Origin of the sequence: Acaryochloris sp. 'Moss Beach' (genome assembly GCF_021497025.1) — a bacterium.
GTDB classification, from domain to species: domain Bacteria; phylum Cyanobacteriota; class Cyanobacteriia; order Thermosynechococcales; family Thermosynechococcaceae; genus Acaryochloris; species Acaryochloris marina_A.
This window is the reverse complement of record NZ_CP071717.1, coordinates 1491174-1510907: the sequence shown is the minus strand read 5'-3', so window position 1 is coordinate 1510907 and position 19734 is coordinate 1491174. Positions and strand designations below refer to the sequence as shown.

14 protein-coding genes are annotated in these 19734 nt (G+C 47.4%); 2 read left to right on the top strand and 12 right to left on the bottom strand.

The annotated features are described in order from the left end of the window. Positions 1–252 precede the first annotated feature (252 nt). Positions 253–2538, top strand: coding sequence for a molybdopterin-dependent oxidoreductase (locus HRE53_RS06925; protein WP_235109668.1), 2286 nt, complete (start codon positions 253–255; stop codon positions 2536–2538). A 926-nt stretch (positions 2539–3464) separates the two neighbouring features. Next, the gene (locus tag HRE53_RS06920; protein WP_235109667.1) at positions 3465–3926 is read left to right on the top strand and encodes a hypothetical protein; all 462 of its coding nucleotides are present in this window, start codon (positions 3465–3467) and stop codon (positions 3924–3926) included. A 261-nt stretch (positions 3927–4187) separates the two neighbouring features. On the opposite strand, the gene HRE53_RS06915 is transcribed toward HRE53_RS06920, so the two are convergent. From HRE53_RS06915 to HRE53_RS06860, 12 genes are all read right to left on the bottom strand, one after another. Continuing rightward, complete coding sequence (locus HRE53_RS06915; RefSeq protein WP_235109665.1) at positions 4188–4352, bottom strand: hypothetical protein; 165 nt, start codon at positions 4350–4352, stop codon at positions 4188–4190. A gap of 499 nt (positions 4353–4851) precedes the next feature. Beyond that, positions 4852–8028: an efflux RND transporter permease subunit gene (locus HRE53_RS06910; protein WP_235109664.1), complete on the bottom strand. Its 3177-nt coding sequence runs from the start codon at positions 8026–8028 to the stop codon at positions 4852–4854. A 111-nt stretch (positions 8029–8139) separates the two neighbouring features. Continuing rightward, a complete protein-coding gene (locus HRE53_RS06905) occupies positions 8140–9489 on the bottom strand; it encodes an efflux RND transporter periplasmic adaptor subunit (RefSeq protein ID WP_235109663.1) in 1350 nt (449 codons plus the stop codon). Positions 9490–9664: 175 nt separating this feature from the next. Further along, positions 9665–11236 carry a YcjF family protein gene (locus tag HRE53_RS06900; RefSeq protein ID WP_235109661.1) on the bottom strand — a complete coding sequence of 524 codons (1572 nt, stop codon included), beginning with the start codon at positions 11234–11236 and terminating at the stop codon, positions 9665–9667. Positions 11237–11239: 3 nt separating this feature from the next. Next, a complete protein-coding gene (locus tag HRE53_RS06895) occupies positions 11240–11617 on the bottom strand; it encodes a hypothetical protein (protein WP_235109660.1) in 378 nt (125 codons plus the stop codon). A 108-nt stretch (positions 11618–11725) separates the two neighbouring features. Next, positions 11726–12070 (bottom strand): hypothetical protein, encoded by a 345-nt coding sequence (locus HRE53_RS06890; protein WP_212662777.1) that lies wholly within the window; start codon positions 12068–12070, stop codon positions 11726–11728. A 337-nt stretch (positions 12071–12407) separates the two neighbouring features. Further along, entirely contained in the window at positions 12408–13772 is a 1365-nt protein-coding gene (locus HRE53_RS06885) for a tetratricopeptide repeat protein (RefSeq protein WP_235109659.1), read from the bottom strand. Positions 13773–13929: 157 nt separating this feature from the next. After that, positions 13930–15219, bottom strand: coding sequence for a hypothetical protein (locus HRE53_RS06880; protein ID WP_235109658.1), 1290 nt, complete (start codon positions 15217–15219; stop codon positions 13930–13932). Between the two features lie 82 nt (positions 15220–15301). Next, positions 15302–15610 (bottom strand): hypothetical protein, encoded by a 309-nt coding sequence (locus HRE53_RS06875; protein ID WP_235109657.1) that lies wholly within the window; start codon positions 15608–15610, stop codon positions 15302–15304. Positions 15611–15635: 25 nt separating this feature from the next. Next, on the bottom strand, positions 15636–17825 hold the full coding sequence (locus HRE53_RS06870; protein WP_235109656.1) for a peptidase domain-containing ABC transporter: 2190 nt from the start codon (positions 17823–17825) through the stop codon (positions 15636–15638). Between the two features lie 51 nt (positions 17826–17876). After that, positions 17877–19172 carry an HlyD family secretion protein gene (locus HRE53_RS06865; protein WP_235109655.1) on the bottom strand — a complete coding sequence of 432 codons (1296 nt, stop codon included), beginning with the start codon at positions 19170–19172 and terminating at the stop codon, positions 17877–17879. Between the two features lie 227 nt (positions 19173–19399). Continuing rightward, positions 19400–19705, bottom strand: coding sequence for a CTB family bacteriocin (locus HRE53_RS06860; RefSeq protein ID WP_235109654.1), 306 nt, complete (start codon positions 19703–19705; stop codon positions 19400–19402). Between the last annotated feature and the right edge of the window lie 29 nt (positions 19706–19734).

The window sequence follows — 19734 nt, the reverse complement described above, 5'->3', positions numbered from 1 at the left end:
GTCGTTAGTGAAGAGGCGCACATAGGGCATTGGATTGCAGGCCAAAGGGACTTATTCTGACAGTAGGTTCTCAAGATGAGCCTGTTGTAAGGCATCGATATGGATATTGCCTCCCAGGCTTCGGCTCCGCTCAGCCTTCTCTTACTGGTTAGTAGGACCGCGTAGTATCCATACCTCTTTGTCTAGAGTCGAGGGCTGAGTGGAGTCGAAGCCCGTAAAAAAATCGGCACTGTCTTTACAGGTATATCCCTTATGACTAATTGGCATCCAACGGCGTGTATTTTATGCTCTCGCAACTGTGGCCTGTTGGTGCAAGTCGAAAACGGCCATCTCACGAAAATTCGAGGAGATAAAAAACACCCCGTTAGTGCGGGCTATATTTGCCAAAAAGCGGCTCAATTGGACCACTATCAAAACAATGCCGATCGCCTGACCCAGCCTCTCAAACGTCAAGAAGATGGCTCCTATCAACCCATTGACTGGCAGACGGCCATTACCGAAATTGCTGACCAACTGCTGGACCTAAAGCAGACTTATGGCAAAGAGTGTCTCGCCTTTTATGGCGGTGGTGGGCAAGGCAACCACTTGGGCTCCATATATAGCAGTACCTTTCGCGATGCTTTAGAGATTCCCTACTACTATTCCGCCCTAGCCCAAGAGAAAACCGGAGACTTTTGGGTGAATGGCAAGCTCTTTGGTCGCCAAAACTGTCATACCACCGAAGATATTGAACAGGCAGATTGTGTGTTGTTTATTGGCACTAATCCCTGGCAAGCCCACGGTATTCGCAATGCTCGCCCGACTCTCAAACAGATTGCCCAGGATGATCAGCGAACCATGATCGTCATCGATCCGCGTCGCACGGAAACGGCAGCGTTGGCAGATATTCATCTGCAGCTGCTTCCGGGGACTGATGCGTTTTTACTATCAGCAATGCTGGCGATTTTGGTGCAGGAAGGCTGGGAAGATCAACCCTTTCTTCAGGCGCATACGATTGGATTTGCAGAAGTGCGAAAGACGCTCAAGACCATTCCCATTGCTGATCATATTGAGCGAGCTGGCGTGGATGCTGATCAGGTCTATGAAGCTGTACGTCGCTTTGCTACTGCGAAGTCTGCTACCGTTCGGGTGGATTTGGGATTGCAGCAAAGCCTGAATAGTACTCTCAATTCCTATCTAGAGAAACTGCTATTTTTGCTAACGGGGAATTTGGGTCAACCCGGTGGTAACAACTTTCATACCTTTTTTCTACCCTGGGTCGGTCATTCTGATGCCCAGGCTCTTCGCCAAACGAAGGCCATGGGGATTACCGAAATTGCTCAACTGTTTCCGCCCAATGTGTTGCCTGCTGAAATTGAGTCCGACCATCCCCAGCGGATAAGAGCCTTAATGGTGGATAGTGCTAATCCAGTCATCTCAGGTGCAGATACCCAAGCCTACCAACGGGCCTTTCCCAAGCTAGATTTGCTGGTGGTCGTGGATGTGGCGATGACGGAGACGGCCCGCTATGCCGATTACATCCTGCCTGCCGCGTCGCAATTTGAAAAGTGGGAGGCAGCTTTTTTTAACTTGGAGTTTCCCACCAATGCCTTTCACTTACGGAAACCTTTGTTTGTTCCTTTGGCGAATACCCTGCCGGAGTCAGAAATCTATCGGCGATTGGCGGTTGCGATTGGGGCAATTCCTGAGCGCTATCCGTTTTTGGAACGAGTGGCTCGTTGGCATGGGCGGTGGCCGCAGCTAGGACTCTATCGGGTTGCCTTGGTGGCGGCAATGGCTCTACAGCCCAAGCTGCGCCGCACCGTTGCTTTTGCCTTGCAAGGATCTTTGGGAAAAACCTTGCCAGATGAGAGTACTGCGCCGTTTTGGGGCGTCAGTCAGCTCTATGTCCAACAACATGATGAAGCGGTGGCTCGAACAGGCTTGCCCGGACGAGGGGGGAAACTGGCAGAAGCTCTATTTCAGCGGATTTTGCACAGTCATAGTGGCACACCCATTAGCCAGCATCGATATGAAGATACCTGGTTGTTGATGGGATACAAAGACCGCAAAGTGCGGTTGGCCATTTCTGAACTTCTGGCGGAGTTGCGAACATTACAACCCCAATCTTCCCATTCTTGGCCAGAGTATCCCTTCATGCTGATTGCAGGGGAGCGCCGAAAATATAACGCCAACACCATTTACCGTAATCCCCAATGGCGACAGAGTGACCCCGAAGGAGTGCTCAAGATTCATCCGATCGATGCTGCAGCATTAGATTTTGCTGATGGAGACTCGGTGTTATGTGAATCGCCTTGGGGAGAACTGTCGGTGCAAGTGAAACTTTGCGATACTCTGCGCCCAGGTGTGGTGAGTTTGCCCCACGGTTATGGGTTGGACTATCCCGATGCAGAGGGTAATCGCACCCGCTCTGGACCACTCCTGAATTTACTGACTGGTGCCCAACATTGTGACACCATCAGTGCCACTCCTTTCCATAAAAATGTGCCCGTGAGATTAAAGTCTATTGAGAAAGCGATGACAGCAAGCTTGAAATAAAATTCTCGACAAATTAGCTCAAGAGTATTGCCTGATCGTATTTTTTTGATTTGTATTGGATCCCTTTTTGTCTGAATCTACAGATTAATTGCGATCAATTTTATTGAATGGTAACTGTTGGTTATCCTCTAAAAAAATAGATATTTATGTTAATAAAATTAATAAATTTACTGTGATTGTTTTTTCTCAGGATTGCGAAAAAATAGTTCAGGTTTACTTTTCATGGAAATAACTTAAATAATATTGAATTGAAAAACAGGCTATTTTGCTGATGTTGAAATAGAAAAAAATAAAAAAATATGGAGATTATTTTTGTGATTTGTGATACAAAGTGGTTACTGATAAATTAAATCTCCTGACACAATATTTATCCCAAGTAAATGCTGTGTGGTTCTAGCTGAATTTTTTTTGTTATGGCTGATATTTTTGTTTTAGGGATATAGTTCTTGCCATTTGAGTTGAAAAAATGGCGATAAATATTTTTTATTCTGCCATTCCGGCTAATTTTTTTGATGGCTATATTAGTCTCTTTATGGGTAGGAGAGCGAGTTGTTCTGGTTCTTGATTAGATAAAAAATAAAGGGGTTTTAATGTTTCTGAGTTTTATGTATTGTCTGTTTAGAGAATAAGCAATGGTTTTATTTCAGAATCCTTTAAGTTGGGCTCGGCGATTGAAATTCTCTAGTACTGCCTGTGCCATAACGGGGGGGGATTATCCTTGCCTCGAATACAGAGATTAGTGGCTATGGTTTTCTCTTTCTGGCTGTTAGCTCGGGCCAAATGCTGATTGCCAGTATGTTGCTGAAAGACCAATCGATGATGCTTTATTCTGCGTCCCTTTTTCTTTGTGTGGACTGCTTAGGAATTTTTCGCTGGATTCTAAACTAGCAAGAGTAAATGTTTGATATTCCACTTAGGAGGAGTCAATGCTTTGGGATATCTATCCAGAAGAACTTGAAGTATTAACTCTGCATGATGCATATTTAACCCTAGCTGGAGATCCCCCTTCAAAGATCCCATTCGTCGTCTGGTTATTTGAAAACCCTAATAGTCCATTTGCATTGCCAGGTAAAATTGACTTATACCAACATGATTGTCTCCACCTATTGTTGAAAAAAGGGTTTGACTCTTTTGGAGAGGCCTATGTCCTTGGATTTGCCATGGGAAATGACCCCAATACCCATTGGTTTCATCTCGTGGTATTTCAATTTGTTGCTCGGTTTCTCTATCCCAGTCCTTATTGTTTAAGCCAAAGGGAGCTAGAAGAATTTAATCTAGGAGTGGAACATGGACGGCAAGTCCCTTTTAAGAGCTTGAATTATTCTAACTTTAAGTTTTTACAAACTCATCAATTGCCAGCCTTACGCAATATTTTAGGCATAGAGTGATGGACCTATGATCAGCGAACTCTTATGAACTCAAAGGGTAATGGTTATAACTCTATTCATTCTGCTGTGGGATAAAACCCCTGAGAGTACTGGTGTCGAGCGGAGCTTTAAATAGTATATAGATAATGATTTATAAAGTATAGATAATGATTTCTATTAGCCTGATTTCTTGTGTGTAAGTTGGTATGAATAAGTGTATAGAAGCCCTTCAAGAAAGATCTTTTAGGGCTTGCCAATTTGATTGTCTTGCACCCTCAAATCCTATCCACCAATAAATCCTAGTCTAATTAGTCCATCAACACTACTAATGGTTAGGGCAACCATTAGTAGTGTTGCAATTCCACTATAAATAAGGCCATCTTTTTCATGGCTTTTCAATAGAGCTTTAGCTAATGCTTCTACTTCTTCTCTATATCGTTGCGGCATGATTTATCCTCTAAATTAAGAAAATAATTGGAATAATACTGAATATTTCCAATATTCTCTAGCAAGGATCGTATATTGTGCATTTTTTCAAGACTTTGATAAGAGAAAATCTGTTGATTGATGGCTCTAGAACTGGAATGGTAGCTAGAGCAATCTTTGTAGTCTTAATGGCCGATATTATGAAGTATGAATAAAAAAGTACTCACAATATTTTATTTACTCATGCATGGCAATAGAAGCAAATGCCAAAGCCAATAATCTTTTTTAGAGGCTGTTTGAAAAGACCTATCTTCTACGAAAACTATGCATTTCAGGCTCGGTCTGCCAACGAGGGATTAAGGCTTGTAGACTACTGACTGACCTTTAGCCTCTTAATCTGTTTTTTTTCTATGTTCAAAGATGAAAAAAACTGTAACTTCTAAAGGCAGATAGGCAAAGGCGAATCTAGTGTTAAGAGATAGTATTCTATGTCGGAAACCTACTTTATTGGTCGCTGCTTTTATTTGCGAATGACGGTTAGATTTTCTTCTGCTTCTAGCATCTCTGTTGTTTGAGCTAGTTCTGCTGATGTAGGAGAGATACGATTGCTAAAGCCCTTAATGATGATGTACAGGATGGGGACAACAAAGAGACTTAGGAATGTGGCAATAAACATACCACCAAAGACGGCTGTTCCCAAGGATTGCCGACTACCAGCCCCAGCTCCGGAGGCCACTACGAGGGGAAAAATACTGCTAAGAGTGGAAATGGCAGTCATCAGAATGGGTCGGAGTCGTTGTTGGGCTGCTTGCAGGGCAGCTTTGGGAATGGAGAGTCCTTCTTCGCGTAGTTGGTTCGCAAACTCAACGATCAGAATGGAGTTTTTACTCGCGAGACCAATCAACATTACGAGACCAATTTGGCAGTAAATATCGTTGGAAAAGCCTCGTAATGTTTGAGCCCCCAACGCGCCTAATACGGCAAGGGGAACCGAGAGCATAATGATGACTGGGTCTACATAGCTTTCATACTGAGCTGCGAGAACCAGAAAGACGAGGATCAATCCCAAACTGAAAATAATCGTTGCTTGACCACCGGACTCGATTTCTTCGAGGGATATACCTGACCACTCAAAGCCTAGCCCTGGTGGGAGGACGTTGGCGGCGATGCCTTCCATGGCTTGCAGGGCTTGTCCAGAACTGACGCCTGCCTTTGCGGCTCCGTTAATTTCAATGGAACGGAATTGGTTGTAGTGATTAATGGTTTGGGCACCGGTTACGGACGTAATGGTGACTAAATTACTCAGGGGAATCATTTGGTCTGTGTCGGAGCGTACGTATAGCTTGCCAATATCATCGGGATTGGAACGAAACTGCTGATCGGCTTGAACATAGACCCGATAGGTCCGGCGACCTAGATTGAAATCGTTGACATACCGAGATCCTAGATAGATTTGCAGAGTATTGAAAATTTCGTCAACATCGACTTGTAAGGCTTTGGCTCGCTGACGATTGACTTCAACCTTGAGCTGGGGGGTATTGGCCCCGTAGGTGGTGAATGCTCCTTCGATGGCATCATTGCTGTTAGCAGCTCCCAAGACTGGACCTAGGCTGCTGACAAACTCATCCAGGCTCAAGTTTTCTGAACGGTCTTGTAGCTGAAAGGTAAAGCCGCCATAGCTCCCGAGTCCACGAATGGCAGGGGGGTTGATGGCTAAAATGCGCGCCTCGGGAATTTGGAACAATTGGCCGCGGACTCGGTTAATAATTTCTGGAGCGGATTGTTCGGAGCTGCGTCGTTCTGACCAGGGTTTGAGGGTGGTAAATACAATCCCTTTATTGGACGCATTGCCCCCAAAGCTGAATCCTCCCACTGCAAAGGTCGCCCGCACTTCTGGCAGGGGAAGCATGACCTCTTCGATCTTTTTCATCACGTCGCTGGTGTATTCCAGGGACACGCCATCGGGGGCACCGACAATGGTGAGGAAATACCCTTGGTCTTCTTCCGGTAGAAAGGCTGAAGGGACGGTGGTATAAATCCAGGCGGTAAAGGTTAACAGGGCCGCAAAAATAGCCAAAATAAAGTATTTGAACCGATTCATCCAGTCCAAAATGTTGCCATAACTCTGACGCAGCCGATCCTGCTGACGATTGAACCAGTTGAAGCCTGGTGCTAACCAGTTGGGAATGCTGGGATTTTGACGAAGGAGTAGCCCTGATAGGGTGGGGGTCAGGGTGAGGGCGTTGAAGGTGGAGAGTGCGATCGCAAACGCAATCGTTAACGCAAACTGTTGATACAACGCACCTGTTGTACCGGGGAAAAAGGCTACCGGCACAAATACCGCCATCAGGACGAGAGAGGTGGCAATAACTGCCCCCGTTAGCTCTTCCATGGCAACAATGGCAGCCTGTCGAGGTTCAATACCTTCATTCTGAATTTTGGCAGCGACATTTTCAACCACCACAATCGCATCATCCACCACCATGCCGGTGGCTAGGGTGAGGCCAAATAGGGTCAGGCTATTGATGGAAAAGCCAAACAGTTTGACAAACACAAATGTCCCGATCAGGGAAATGGGAATGGTGACGGCAGGAATAATGGTGGTGCGCCAATCTTGTAAAAAGACAAAGATCACCAGGACCACCAGACCAATGGCTTGGATTAAGGTCCAGATCACTTCGGTGAGGGACTGCTCCACATAATCCGTGGTGTCAAAACCAATGTCATAGGTCATTCCAGGGGGAAAGTCTTCAGCCAAGGTTGCCATAGTTTCTTTGACGCCACGGGCAACACTTAGAGCGTTACTCCCAGGAATTTGGGAAATCCCCAGGCCGACCGCTTCTTTACCGCGAAACCGTAAGAATGAACCGTAATTTTCAGCCCCCAATTCAACTCGACCGACATCTTTGAGTTTGATCAGCCTACCGTCGGTTGAGTCCACGACTAACGCTTCAAATTCTTCGATGCTATTAAGTCGACTTTCGGCACGGATATCAATTTGGAATTGCTGACCTTTGGGGGCAGGCGGTTGACCAATTTGTCCCGCACCCACTTGAATATTTTGTTCTTGCAGAGCATCCACCACATCTTGCCCGGCCAGATTGCGCTTTGCTAGCCGCTCTGGGTCAAGCCATAGGCGCATGGCATATTTCCGTTCCCCGAAAATAGTGACATTGCCGACTCCATTGACTCGCTTCAGGGCATTGGTCAGATACAGGTCCGCATAGTTACTGAGGAAAATACTGTCATACTCGTCATCCTCGCTGAATAGGCCAAAGCCCATGAGAATGCTGCTGGACTGCTTAGTTACCCGGACACCGGTCTGTTGGACCGCAGTTGGCAGCTGTGACTCCACGCTGGAGACACGATTCTGCACATCCACCGCAGCTAAATCTTGGTCACGATTATTTTCAAAGGTAGCGGTAATGGAGCTAGAACCGCTATTGCTGCTGCTGGAGGTCATGTAGCGCAGACCTTCGACCCCGTTAATCTCCCGCTCCAGAATGCTAGTGACGCCATCTTCGACGGTGGCGGCATCGGCACCAATAAAGTTGGCTTGAATACTGACCTGTTTCGGGCTGATATCTGGATATTGGGCAATGGGTAAGGTGGGGAGACAAACCAGACCCATCAGCAGAATGAGCAGAGCACAAACGGTCGTTAGAACGGGCCGCTTAATGAAAAAATTGACAAGCATAAGAGGGGGAGAGGACGGTTGCGAGGGGAGGGGCTAGGAATCAGCAGGCACGGCCAAGGAGAAAAGGTATAGAAAAGATCGAATGTATAAATTACGATGCAAATGTTAAACCTATTGGGGCGGTTTACCCGTTGGCGGTTTGTCGGTCTCAAGGCGAAGCTCGGCCCCATCTCTGACGGTTTGCAGGCCGGAAACAACGATGGTTTCACCTGATTGGATGCCATTCAATACTTGATATTCATTGCCCTGGATGCTGCCTAGTTCAACGGGTTGCTGACGAGCCACCATGGCAGGCACTTGGCCTTCTGTCTGTTGGGGTTGATCGGCAATAAAGACAAAGGCTTTACCCCCTAAGCGGGTGACGGCTGTAGTGGGAACTAAAACGCCAGGACGGGTTTGCCAAACGACTTTAGCTTCGACCCGTTGACCATCCCGTAATTTCCCTGCGGGGTTGGCGAAGCTGGCCTTGGCTAAGACAGATTGACTCTCGTTATTGACCGTAGGAGAAACAAAACTAATTCGTCCCTTGGCGAGCATTTGTTGCGATTGAGCTTGATTGAGTTCAACCGGTAGCCCTACCTCTAGCTGATCACGCTGCTCAATAGGGATATTGAGATTTAGCTCTAAGGTTTGATTTTGAATAACGGTCGTCAGGGTGTCACCGGCTTGTACGTAGGAACCCAACTTGATGGGAATATCCCCCACCATGCCAGCAATGGGGGCCGTGATGCGCGTATCTTGCACATCTTCTCGGGCCGACAAGGCGCTGGCTTTAGCCTGATTCAGGCTGGCTCTAGATTGGGTTAAGTTGGCTTTAGCAGCAAGAATTTGCTCATCGACGGCTCTGAGGGCGGCTTGGGCGGAGGTGCGATCGCGGCGGACTTGATCCAATACTTGCTTAGCCAAGACTCCTTGCTTGACCAATGTTTGGGTGCGCTGAAACTCTGTATTTTGCAGGTCCAGTTCAGCGACGGCTCTGCCTCGATCGGCTTGGACGGCTCGAAGTTGGGCTTGAGCGTTACTGCTGGCGGCTGTGGCTACGTTGATATTAGCAACTGCTGCTCCAAAGTCTGCTTGAGACTTCTCTGGACTGAGTTGAACAATGGGTTGTCCAGGCGATACTCTCGACCCCGATGAGACAAAAATCTGAGTGACTCGCCCTTCTATTTCGGGTCGCAGTACCACTCCCTGTTTGGCTTCTAAGGTGCCTAAGAAGGCGGAGGTTTGTTTGACCGGACTGGTTTGGACAGTCTGGACTTTAACCAAAGTGGCTGGGGGACCTTGTGGACCAGTGGGTTGGGCCCCTTTGGGCCAAAACTGCCAGACGACTAGCCCCGTCCCGATGAGGGCGACACCTGCAATTAACCAATTCCGGCTGTTGCTTTGTTTTACAGGTTTGATGGTGGAGTTGAACGATTGTTCAACGGGTTCTTGTAGATTTGGTGTTTCAGATGTTTCCATAGGGGGACACTGTTGTGGCGGGACAGGAGGTGGAACTCTGACTTAGATTGAAATGCTTTCAAATTGAGGCACTCATTACCCAATTCTTGATCCACTGGAGAATATAAAAAGAATATAAAGTCCATTCTAGTGTGGATTATCTAGGATGTGGGTTAGCTGAATAACCTTCCCCTGGTTAATTTGAATGAGGTGGGCTAGGAGGGGTGTTTGGATCGGAACGGGTTGGGCTCAGTTGCTGTTGCACCCGTCGTCCAAATTCAGTCGGTAGTTTGGTGATGGCTTCTTGAATAAAGGCTTTGACGAATCGATCGCGGCGATGGAGCTGAAACTGGCGCTGGACAACTTCTGTCATGCCACCATCTCCCCACTCTTGATCGTTGCGAAAATATTCAATAAAGCTTTTGCCCGCGATCCGGGTTAAATAGGCGGCTCCCACGCTTTGAATGGTTTTACCGACCACAAATCCCACCACACTAAATTGCAGGGCACGGGCAAGAACTTCAATTGCCCCTTTGACAATGCCCAGACTGACCATGGTTTTAGCGAGGGAAAGGGCCAGATCTTTGGCTCGATCGAGGGTCAGATCGCAGCCATAAATTTTGGCAATTTCGATCACCATTTGGGTGTTGACGGCAGCGGTTGCCAGCAAATCAATCACTGGGACAGGGGTCACCCAAATAACGCCAGCGCCGATCCATTGAAACCGATCGACAATTTGGTCGGCCTGTTGTCGACGTTCTTGATCGATGTGCTGACGGGCTTCTGCCCCTAAACGCTGGGATTGGAGCAGGATGTTATCGGCAAATAAATCTTCGCCCTCTTGTCGCAGAATGCGGGAGATGCGCTGGAGGAGCGCTTTGAGGTCTGGCTCTGGTTCTAGGGTTTTCCCAGAGGCTAAAGGTACGGGTTGGGGACGAGCTGCGATCGCAACGACGTCTTCCGGCTGAATCCAGTTCTGGACACGCTCATGCAGTCGTTCCTGAATCAGGTCTTGATCGGTTTGGGTATAGCAATCGGTTTTATTGAAAACTAGCAGAGACCGTTTACCCATCCGTCCCAACGCCCGTAGAGGCTGGTATTCAGACTGGGTTAAATCACCATCGACCACAAACAGCAGTAAATCGGCTTCCGTCGCTAACTTACGGGCAGCCTGTTCGCGATCGGTGCCGGCAACGCCCGGTTCTGATAGTCCGGGGGTATCTGTAATCAGCAATTCCTGATCAACATTGCGTAACTGGCAGCGAAAGGTTTGACCCACCGCCGTAGTGCCGATGGTTGCCCCGACGTCTCCCACCATTTGTCCCACAATCCCATTGACTAAAGAAGTCTTACCCGCAGACCCTGTGCCAAAGACAACGATTTTGAGTTCCCGGCGGGTGAAGGTCTTAGCCATTTGCCGAGTTTCTTTCAGCAGGGCTTGGCGAGTCACTTCGTCTTGGATTTGCTGAATCTGACGATGGACGGCGCGCAGATTGGAGGCAGCAGCATCAACTTTATCCGTGGGCACTTGGGGAGGACGCTTGTTCTTCGGCTTTTTCTTGCTCCGAAACTGCCAACCGTAATATAGAAAAGCTCCCATTAAGACTGCCATCAAAGCAATCAGGCAGAACACCAGTAAGTTCGCCAAAAAGGGAGATGTCAGGGCAACTTGCGTGTATAGCCATTGCAATGAGCTAATCAGCCAGAGCATCAGCCCCAAAATAATGGCGAGGCCTAACAGCAGAATGAAGAGGCGGGGCCAAGCCATGGTTTAGGGCAAATACTTAGTGATGCGTTTCAGCCCTGGAATGTCGAGGGACTGACGTCGCCACACCCGGACCATCAGCCACAAGTTGCTGAGAAAATAGCTGGATGTAAATAAACTATTGAACAATAACTGCGAAATCCCCATACTCTGGGCGTTCTCTCCGCTAGTGATGGCAACACCAGAAGTGAGACATAGGGTTCCTATTAGCCATGCTAAGCCGATCAGGGTGGCCACTCGACTGACTTCTCGCTGCTTGCGATCGCTATCTCGTCGACTGAGGGTCCAGAGGGCTGGGACAACGCCAAAGACAGGGACCAAATAAATGAACAGAAAAAGACGCTTTAATGTTCTATTTTCTAAAACGTCGCGAGAGTCTTCCATAGCGTTAGCGCGGGCATGTTGATACCCCTATCCTAAAACATTGATGTTCAGCCCCTTGTCCCCGGGGGTGGTTGAGTGGGCTGAAGCCTAGCCCTAAATCTCAGGGGGTTAAAACCAAAACGGGAGAGGAAGCGGCGAATTATTGCCAAATACTCCAAAGGTGATGGCAATGGCAACCAGGGCTAACGTATATAAACTCATCACCACCGAAATTCCGGTTGACCAGAGCCCAATTTTAGGTAAGAACGACAGCAGTAAGCCATTCCCTAGCAGTAAGGGAATGAGACAAAAGATTAATCCTAGTACTGTAGAGATGAGCAGCGGAAAGAGGCCTGTATTGCCGAGCTTGATCGGGCCAATAGCTGTGGTGTATAAGGCTAGACTGGCATATTTTCCTAACAAATATCCTGCGAGTCCACCGGATAGGATCTCAACAATTTTTCTCCAGGACATAAGATGTTTGCTCCACGATTATTTTGAGGATAGTTGGCTTAAGAACTCAAGATGGTGTGGTCTTTACCCCTGGGGGGCTGCTCAATCTGAGCTAAATTCTGAGATAACCTCTTAGGTTAATCATCTGAAAGGCCAAACGCCACTAAGATAGTCTGTCTTGATTACAAGCGCTGTGATTACCATCAACAGGAGAGATGATTAATCTTTACTTTTTTAGTGTGTACCAAAAATCGTGAGAATTAAACAAATGATACAGAGCGAGGAGGTCTAATCGGCAATATCCATCCACATCAGTCCGATGAAACGCACCTTATCTTCAATTCAAACTAGGGGCGGGTCAAGGTTTTATTGTGTTGGTGGGGGCTTTCGTTTGGAGCGTTTGGGCTGCAATCTCTTTAATTTTGCCTTTGGCTTCTTGAGTAACAGCGATGTTCTCAGCCTGCTGAAATAATGATTGAGCGGTTTGTAAATCTCCCGCTTCGCCCCTAAGAATCCCTTTGCCAACGATGGCTTTTACGTCCTGGGGCTGTGCTGTCAGAATTGCATCATAAGTTGCTTCGGCTTTTTGCTTGTCTCCGGTTAATTCGTAGAGGTCTGCCAAGTTAAATTTCAGATCGAGATGGGTGGGCTTTTGAGCCACAATTCTCTCTAACAACGGCACCGCTTTTGCCAGTTGACCCACTTCTACATAATGGTCGTAGACAGAAATCAGGGAATCTAAATTATTCGGATCTCGGGTCAAGACGTTTTGGTGATCTTGGACCGTTCTTTGGGTGGCTTGAGCCTGTTGCGGTGGTTGGGTTGACCAGAGTGACGTCAGGGCAAATCCCACGGTTAAGAAGCCGATAACGCCAGCCGAAATAAGTCCCAGGGTAAAGCCGGGGCGTCGTGGGGTGGATACACCCTGATCGAGGGAGGTGCTTTGAGATAAACTCGTGGCCAAATCTTGCCCCGATTGGACTGAACGGGCTTTGCATAGTTCAGAGGTGACCCAAACTAGGCCATCGGCAGAGCCACTGGCCCGCAGAACGGGCGTGCCATCTATGCGCACAATCGGGATAGAGGAGTAAAACCGTCGATAGTTGGTGCGGGCATTCTCTAGGCGAATAATCAGGGCTTCTAGACATTTCTCAATTTGTAATTGGCCTAAGGGGCCTGCTTCTAAGCGATCGCATTGGGTGAAAATTAACCCCATGGGATACTGCAAGTTGTGATGCTTGATCAAAGATGCGATCGCAGTCACCAGTTCGATAATATCTTTGACCGAATCCAGATAGGCTGGTTCGTGAATCAGGGAATAGGCATTGATAAAGACGCAGCAGCCCTGAGAACTCAACACCATCGATTGAAACTGGCGGTTGTTCAGATCACAGATTTCTCCTGGCATATCCCACCAACGGAAATTGCAGAGGGTTTGTGTGCCCCAAAACCTTTGCTGTTTCAAGCTAAAGGTAAAGTCAGAGATCTTCATAGTGGGTGGGGGATAATGGCCCGTTTGGGCAATATAGTTCAAGACCCCTTGGATATTTTCGTGAGCGCCGTGATCTTCACAGTCAAACCATAATTTTTTTTGCTGATCTCCTTCGTAGCTATGGTTGGACTCGGTATAGCTACCGACTAAAAAAACAGTTTTACCGACGCCCCGCTCACCAATGCTCAGCAAATTCAGGGTTTTAGGATCATCTCCAAATAATAAGCTCATTTTCTTAAAGGTTTAACGACTAGAAATGAATGGGGGAATAGAAAATTGAATTTAATGGAATGCCAAAAATTGAAGCCTAGATAGGCTACTATCCGATATTGATGGGATAGAAGATTAAGGGAGACCTATATCAAGAAAGGGCTGAATCTGCTCTCTATTAGATGGAGTTGCCCCGATATTGCATGTCAGAGAGGTGAGCAGATTCTTCCGATGCGGCCTGATCCAAATTGAGTTGGGTGACTAACTCATGTCGGGCTTCTGGGGATAACTCAGTATCTTTATCCAAATGTTCCAGTTGGAGTGCAGTTTGGAGACGCTTGATGGTGCGGTTGATCTCGCCATCTAGTAAGCCAGTTAAGGCTTTAGCAGCTTTGACCAGCAGAAAGATATCCGACGTGCAGTTCGCTAAAATGACGTATCCTTCCTGGGCCTGGACCGAAATTTTCTCAATGCCTTGCCACTGCAATTCTTCGTGAGTACTTCTGGCGAGATACAGCATGGTGCCCGCAATAATCAAGGCACTGTTTTCGCTAATCCCAATGGGAGAAGTGATGGGTTGCCCTTCGATGGTCACTAAAAATGCACTTTGAATTCCAATGGGCTTGGCAATTAATTCATAGAGAATTTGCTCAAGATAGTTCATTGGGGCTGGCTGAGGTTGGGCCGGTTGAGGCTGGCGGGGTTGTACTGTCGTCGCCGGCTGATTTTTCCTCGGCTGAATAATGGTGTTTTGTTTTGAGAGGGATTGGGTGAGGTCTACTTCAGGTACAGGGGCGGCTAGTCTGGACTGGCGCTCGCTTGCTGGTACAAAGATATTCAGCAACTCTTGCATTTGCAAAAACGTGCGGCTGTAGTTGCGAATATCATCGGGGATATCGACGCCAATTCTAGCCGGGGGATAACCACGAATATCTGGAATAGAGATATTTTCTAAAACCCCCTGACTCAGCTCTTCCTTGTCAGAAATTGCGGTTGGCCCTCTCTGCAGACAAATATAAATACTGTTTAGATAATCGTCTGTCAACGATTCTGCGAGGTGATAGCCAATAAAATAGGGAACATGGCGACCGACATCATCCGTTGCGTCACCATATAACCACCCAAATAAAGTGTTGTTTGGATTGATTTGATAGAGGTAGGCAGCCCGGTAGTCAGCAGCTGGTGGATTGTAAGAGTTCCAGCGCAAGTAGACGACTTGATGGACAAACGCATGCTGAATCTCTTGCGGGATTTGGGGACTCGATAAGTGCCTAAAACCGACGTTAGGAAAACTGGTGTAAACAAGTTGTCCAAGAGACTGCAACATGGTGGGTCCTAAGGATATAGACGCTTCACCTGTGATCCAAGGACTCAGGGGGCGATCCAATCGGATCACCTTATGAGATGAAACGTCACTCTCTCCACTATCCTGCCTTAAAACAGTATTTGTCACCAGCGTCTTAGTCATGTTGAACTCAATCTTATAAAGAAGTAATCATGCAACCGCAATGGCCAATTTACGCAGCTATGCAGCTCCAGCAGCGCCCCAGCTAAAACAATTTGAGAATGGATGCAATAAACGAAGACACGGAGCTAATGGGAATTAACCCCCCGAAGGCAAAGGTGGTGCGCTTGGCATCGTAGTTGGCTTGCTGAGACGTTCGACCGCTGCCGGAACTAAGAGATAAATTGTCGATTTCCGTCGTATTGGACGAAGACGACGAAATGATTTCTTGCTCAAAAAAGAGATAGGTCAACCCAAATCCAGCTGAAATCGTCTCCTGCTCTGGGTCGGATAATTCAATAAATAAGTCAGGCGGTGGATCTGCTGTTGGTGGAGTGTTTTGTAATTGAGACATGATCTTTCTCCTCATGGTGGTTTATTTAGTGGTTTAAAAACTTCTGATGTTCTCCCGGTTGGGAGGCCAGGGTGGCAAAGTCTCCTTCCAAAAGCAGTTGGCCTTTTTCCATTTGAATCAACCATTCAGCTCGTTTAATAGTGCTGGGGCGATGGGAAATCATAATGGTGGTTTTGCCTTGGCGATAGGCCAGTAACTTATCCAGTACTTCGGCTTCGCTTACCGGATCGAGGCCTGCCGTGGATTCATCCAAAATCAAGATGGGTGGATCGTTAACAATGGCCCGAGCAATGGCTAGCCGCTGTCGCTGCCCACCCGACAAGTTGGCACCAAACTCACCTAAAACCGTTTGGTAGGTATTAGGTAATTCGCTGATAAAGCTATCGGCATCCGCGATTTGGCAAGCCTTAACAATTTGCTCGAAGGAAACCTGTGGGTTACCCAGATGGAAGTTCTCAATAATGGATCGACTCCAAAAATGAGGTTCTTGGGGGACAAATGAGACTTGCTGTCGGAGAGACTCAATGGATAAATCCTGTAAATTATAGGGACCCATTCTGACGGTTCCAGACTGAGTTTGGTAGAGACCGGCGATTACCTTGGCCAGGGTGCTTTTACCACAGCCGGATTTGCCAATAATGACGGTCACTTTCCCCCCAGGTAGTTTCAAGGAAAAATCATCCAGGAGAACGACTCGCCCGGCATGGTGAAAATTTAAATGGGAGCAGGTAATATCATGGTCTCCAGACAGCTGGGCAAACGGTTTGTTTGCTTCTCCTACAGATTCTGGCGTGGCATCGATGACCTCTAAAATACGGCCAATCGCCGTTTGAGCCCGAAAATATTCATCCGTGAGGCCGATGATTGTCGTCATTAAGGCCAGCATGTTGCCTTGCATGGTGTTGAAGGCTAATAACTGACCAATACTGATTTCTTCCTTGATCACCAGTAGACTCCCCGTGGCTAAAAGGGCGACACTACCAATACTTGAAATCAACTGAGTAAAGGTACCGTTGAGGATACTCAGTTGAATCGTGCTGAAGGTGAGATTGGTGAGTCGGCCAAAGCGGGATTGGAACTCTTCCCAAAATTGGGGAGCTGCGTTGGTTGTTTTCAGGACTAGCGCACCCTTGAAGGTCTCAACTAAGACCCCTTGATTTTCTGAGGACAGAATCAGTAAATTGCGAGTTTTCTTCCGCAATATCGGCAGAAACGGTAAAGTCGCTATTGCCATGATGACGGCAATAGCGGCAGCGACTAGGGTCAAACTCGCACTGTAAAACAGCATGAAGCCAATGGAAATAAAGGCAACAAAAACTTGACTGGGGACCCGAACAACGATTTGCGATATCAGTTGATTGACTTCGTTGATATCTCGCAAACGGCTGATAATTTCCCCGCTTCTGCGCGACTCATAGTAATTTAGCGGTAGCTGCAAGATTTTGCGACCAAACTCTAAGACCAGACCTAACTGCAGCCGCTGGCTGAAGTGAGCAATTAGGTTTGACTGCATGATTTGCAGGCTACTGCTGAACACTTGGGAAATGACAACTCCCACTACCACAACCGTCAGCAACTCCATATCCTGACGGACCAAGACATCATCGGTCAGAATCTGGATCAGAAACGGACTGGATAAGGCCAACAAGCCCAGCACAATATTGATCAGGAGGGCTTGGCTGAGAATATTGCGATAGGGCCAAATACGCCCAAGGAAGCGAGAAAATCCACCGGACTTCGCCTCATCTTCGCCTCGATCATTAAACCGATCGACATCAGGCTCTAGTAAAAGCATGATGCCATTCCAGGATTCGAGCAGCTCCTGTTTGGTGAGATACCGAATCCCAACGCCTGGATCGGCTACAACATACTTGCGACCGCGCTTCCCATAAAGAATGACCCAGTGATAGCCTTTCCAGTGGATGATGGCTGGCAATAGGATTTCCTGTAACCGATCAATCAAAGCTTCCGATGCTTTCACGGAACGGGCATTGAATCCTAATGCTTCAGCTCCTCGTTTCAGACCTAAGAGGGTGGTGCCAAGTTGTCCGGTTCCCACGACTTCCCGACTACGGGTAATGCTAAGTAGACGGCCATAATACTTGCAGATTGAGGCTAAACAGGCAGCTCCACAGTCTTCTTCGCTCCATTGCTTGACGCACTGGTAGCTTTTTCGTGATTTGAGTAGCGGGTTGAGGAGCATTAAAGAGGGCATGGACAAAGTGCTTTTATCATTTGATCAAGCGATATGAGCAGATGAGAAAGATTAAAAGTTGGACATCAAGCGGGCTTTTTTCAACACAAATTGGAGAACGGTTTCTTGGCGTGACACAATATCTGCTCGACCCTCCATCCCAAATTGCAGGCGGCACCAGCGCTGTTGAGTGCCCATATATAAGGTGCGAGGTTGAACGGTGACCTCATAAAAGGCGGGACTGGTGCCAGCATCACTCATCGGAATGGCATCGGGCGACACATTTATAACGGTTCCTTTTAAGGTGCCGTAATCGGTGTATGGGCAGGCTGACACTCTCATTTGGACCGTCTGTCCTGTTTTCACTTGGTTGATATCTTGGGCGCCGACCTTCGCCTTGATAATCAGAGGAGCATTGCGAGGGGCGATTTGGGCGATTGGGATTCCAGGCTGCACGACTTGTCCGGGATTTCGCAGATTCAGCTGTAAAACGGTGCCATCGATGGGCGCCCGAATTTGGGTGCCTTTGAGTTCATGATCGATCTGCTGCAGCTCTTTTTGAGTGTGTTGGAGCTGTTTCTGAGCTTCGATGCGGGTGCGCATCAGCTGTTCTTTTTGCTGATTGAGGCCCGCTAGGGTAACACCGCCTCTGGCTCGTTCCTGAGCAATTTGTTCTAGGGCTTGATCAATGGTGGCGTCTGTGGGATTGGTTGCGGCTTTAAGACGCTTAATCCTGGCGGATGCCGCTTTTAAAGAGGCTTCCTTCTCTTTGACCTGTAGCTTAGCAATAGCCCCTGATTCTTCTAGTTCTTTAAATCGGAGATACTCTTCGGACGCGAGGTGGTATCCGGCTTGGGCTTCTTCTAAGTCTGCTTCTGTACTGATTTTGAGGTTTTGATAGCGACGACGGTGGGACGTTAAGTTGGCTTCTGCGGCTGCAATGGAACGGCTGACTAACCGGGTTTCAGCAATAATTTGATTGTCTAAAGCTCTGAGTTGGGCATTGATCTGATATCTCTGAAGCGTAATGGATTGGATATCTCCTTGCAGTTGACTTTTTCGGTTTTGCAACCCTGAATCGTCTAGCTGCGCAAACAGATCGCCTTTTTTGACGATCTGGTTCTCCTCAACGCTGATATGGGTTATGGTGCCGTCCATCCCACTTTGGACAACACTCAGGCCACCTGCGGGCCGGATAGCTGCAGGCGCTTTGACGGTAATGCTGAATTTGAGAGTGGAAGAAATGGCGACAGCGGCACCGAATACCAGCACCAAAACCATTCCTCCCATGGAAACCCATGGGCTAATGGAGGGTAGAAATTCATCTTCCTGAACAAAGTGAAGTTGATCAGGTTGGAGGGTATTCATGGAATCTTATTGATCTTTCATGAAGGAGATTGATAAAGGGTGTTTGGTATAGAAAGGCTGGCTCATCTTTGATGCCTGTTATAATTAAGCCTTGAGAAGCTATATGCTCTCTGAATAGCTAGAACACTTGGATTGCAAGGTTCTAGCCACAAAGGGAAAGCAGGGTATATCCAAAAACCTCACTTGCACTGGGATGATTGAGATACCTGCCTTCCCGATTTTTCGTATTAATCAACCTGACCGAAGGCAACGTTGAGCGCACTAGTGTTTATGGTTTGGTTGGTTCTAGTGATTGACCCAGATGCGCTAGCACCGTTGGGGCCAGCAGTAGCTATGCCACTCGCTTGATAGAGATTTAACTGAGAGAAGAAGGCTGTTTGATTTAGGTTGAACAATGTTGTTGTCCCACCTGCAACAATTTCCTGCTCGTTTTCAGATAGCTCTATAAATAACTCAGAAGATTTACCAGGCATAATGAGGGATTTGAACGTTGGGAAAAACTGGAATAGGGCTGGATAAAATTGTGATTCCATAATGAACTTGATAAAAGGTGTTCACTCAA

Coding starts and splice junctions, on each gene's coding strand:
- HRE53_RS06910 (WP_235109664.1), bottom strand. CDS start 8,028: ATGCTTGTCAATTTTTTCATTAAGCGGCCCGTTCTAACGACCGTTTGT.
- HRE53_RS06870 (WP_235109656.1), bottom strand. CDS start 17,825: ATGCCCTCTTTAATGCTCCTCAACCCGCTACTCAAATCACGAAAAAGC.
- HRE53_RS06920 (WP_235109667.1), top strand. CDS start 3,465: ATGCTTTGGGATATCTATCCAGAAGAACTTGAAGTATTAACTCTGCAT.
- HRE53_RS06865 (WP_235109655.1), bottom strand. CDS start 19,172: ATGAATACCCTCCAACCTGATCAACTTCACTTTGTTCAGGAAGATGAA.
- HRE53_RS06875 (WP_235109657.1), bottom strand. CDS start 15,610: ATGTCTCAATTACAAAACACTCCACCAACAGCAGATCCACCGCCTGAC.
- HRE53_RS06860 (WP_235109654.1), bottom strand. CDS start 19,705: ATGGAATCACAATTTTATCCAGCCCTATTCCAGTTTTTCCCAACGTTC.
- HRE53_RS06900 (WP_235109661.1), bottom strand. CDS start 11,236: ATGGCTTGGCCCCGCCTCTTCATTCTGCTGTTAGGCCTCGCCATTATT.
- HRE53_RS06925 (WP_235109668.1), top strand. CDS start 253: ATGACTAATTGGCATCCAACGGCGTGTATTTTATGCTCTCGCAACTGT.
- HRE53_RS06905 (WP_235109663.1), bottom strand. CDS start 9,489: ATGGAAACATCTGAAACACCAAATCTACAAGAACCCGTTGAACAATCG.
- HRE53_RS06895 (WP_235109660.1), bottom strand. CDS start 11,617: ATGGAAGACTCTCGCGACGTTTTAGAAAATAGAACATTAAAGCGTCTT.
- HRE53_RS06915 (WP_235109665.1), bottom strand. CDS start 4,352: ATGCCGCAACGATATAGAGAAGAAGTAGAAGCATTAGCTAAAGCTCTA.
- HRE53_RS06885 (WP_235109659.1), bottom strand. CDS start 13,772: ATGAGCTTATTATTTGGAGATGATCCTAAAACCCTGAATTTGCTGAGC.
- HRE53_RS06890 (WP_212662777.1), bottom strand. CDS start 12,070: ATGTCCTGGAGAAAAATTGTTGAGATCCTATCCGGTGGACTCGCAGGA.
- HRE53_RS06880 (WP_235109658.1), bottom strand. CDS start 15,219: ATGACTAAGACGCTGGTGACAAATACTGTTTTAAGGCAGGATAGTGGA.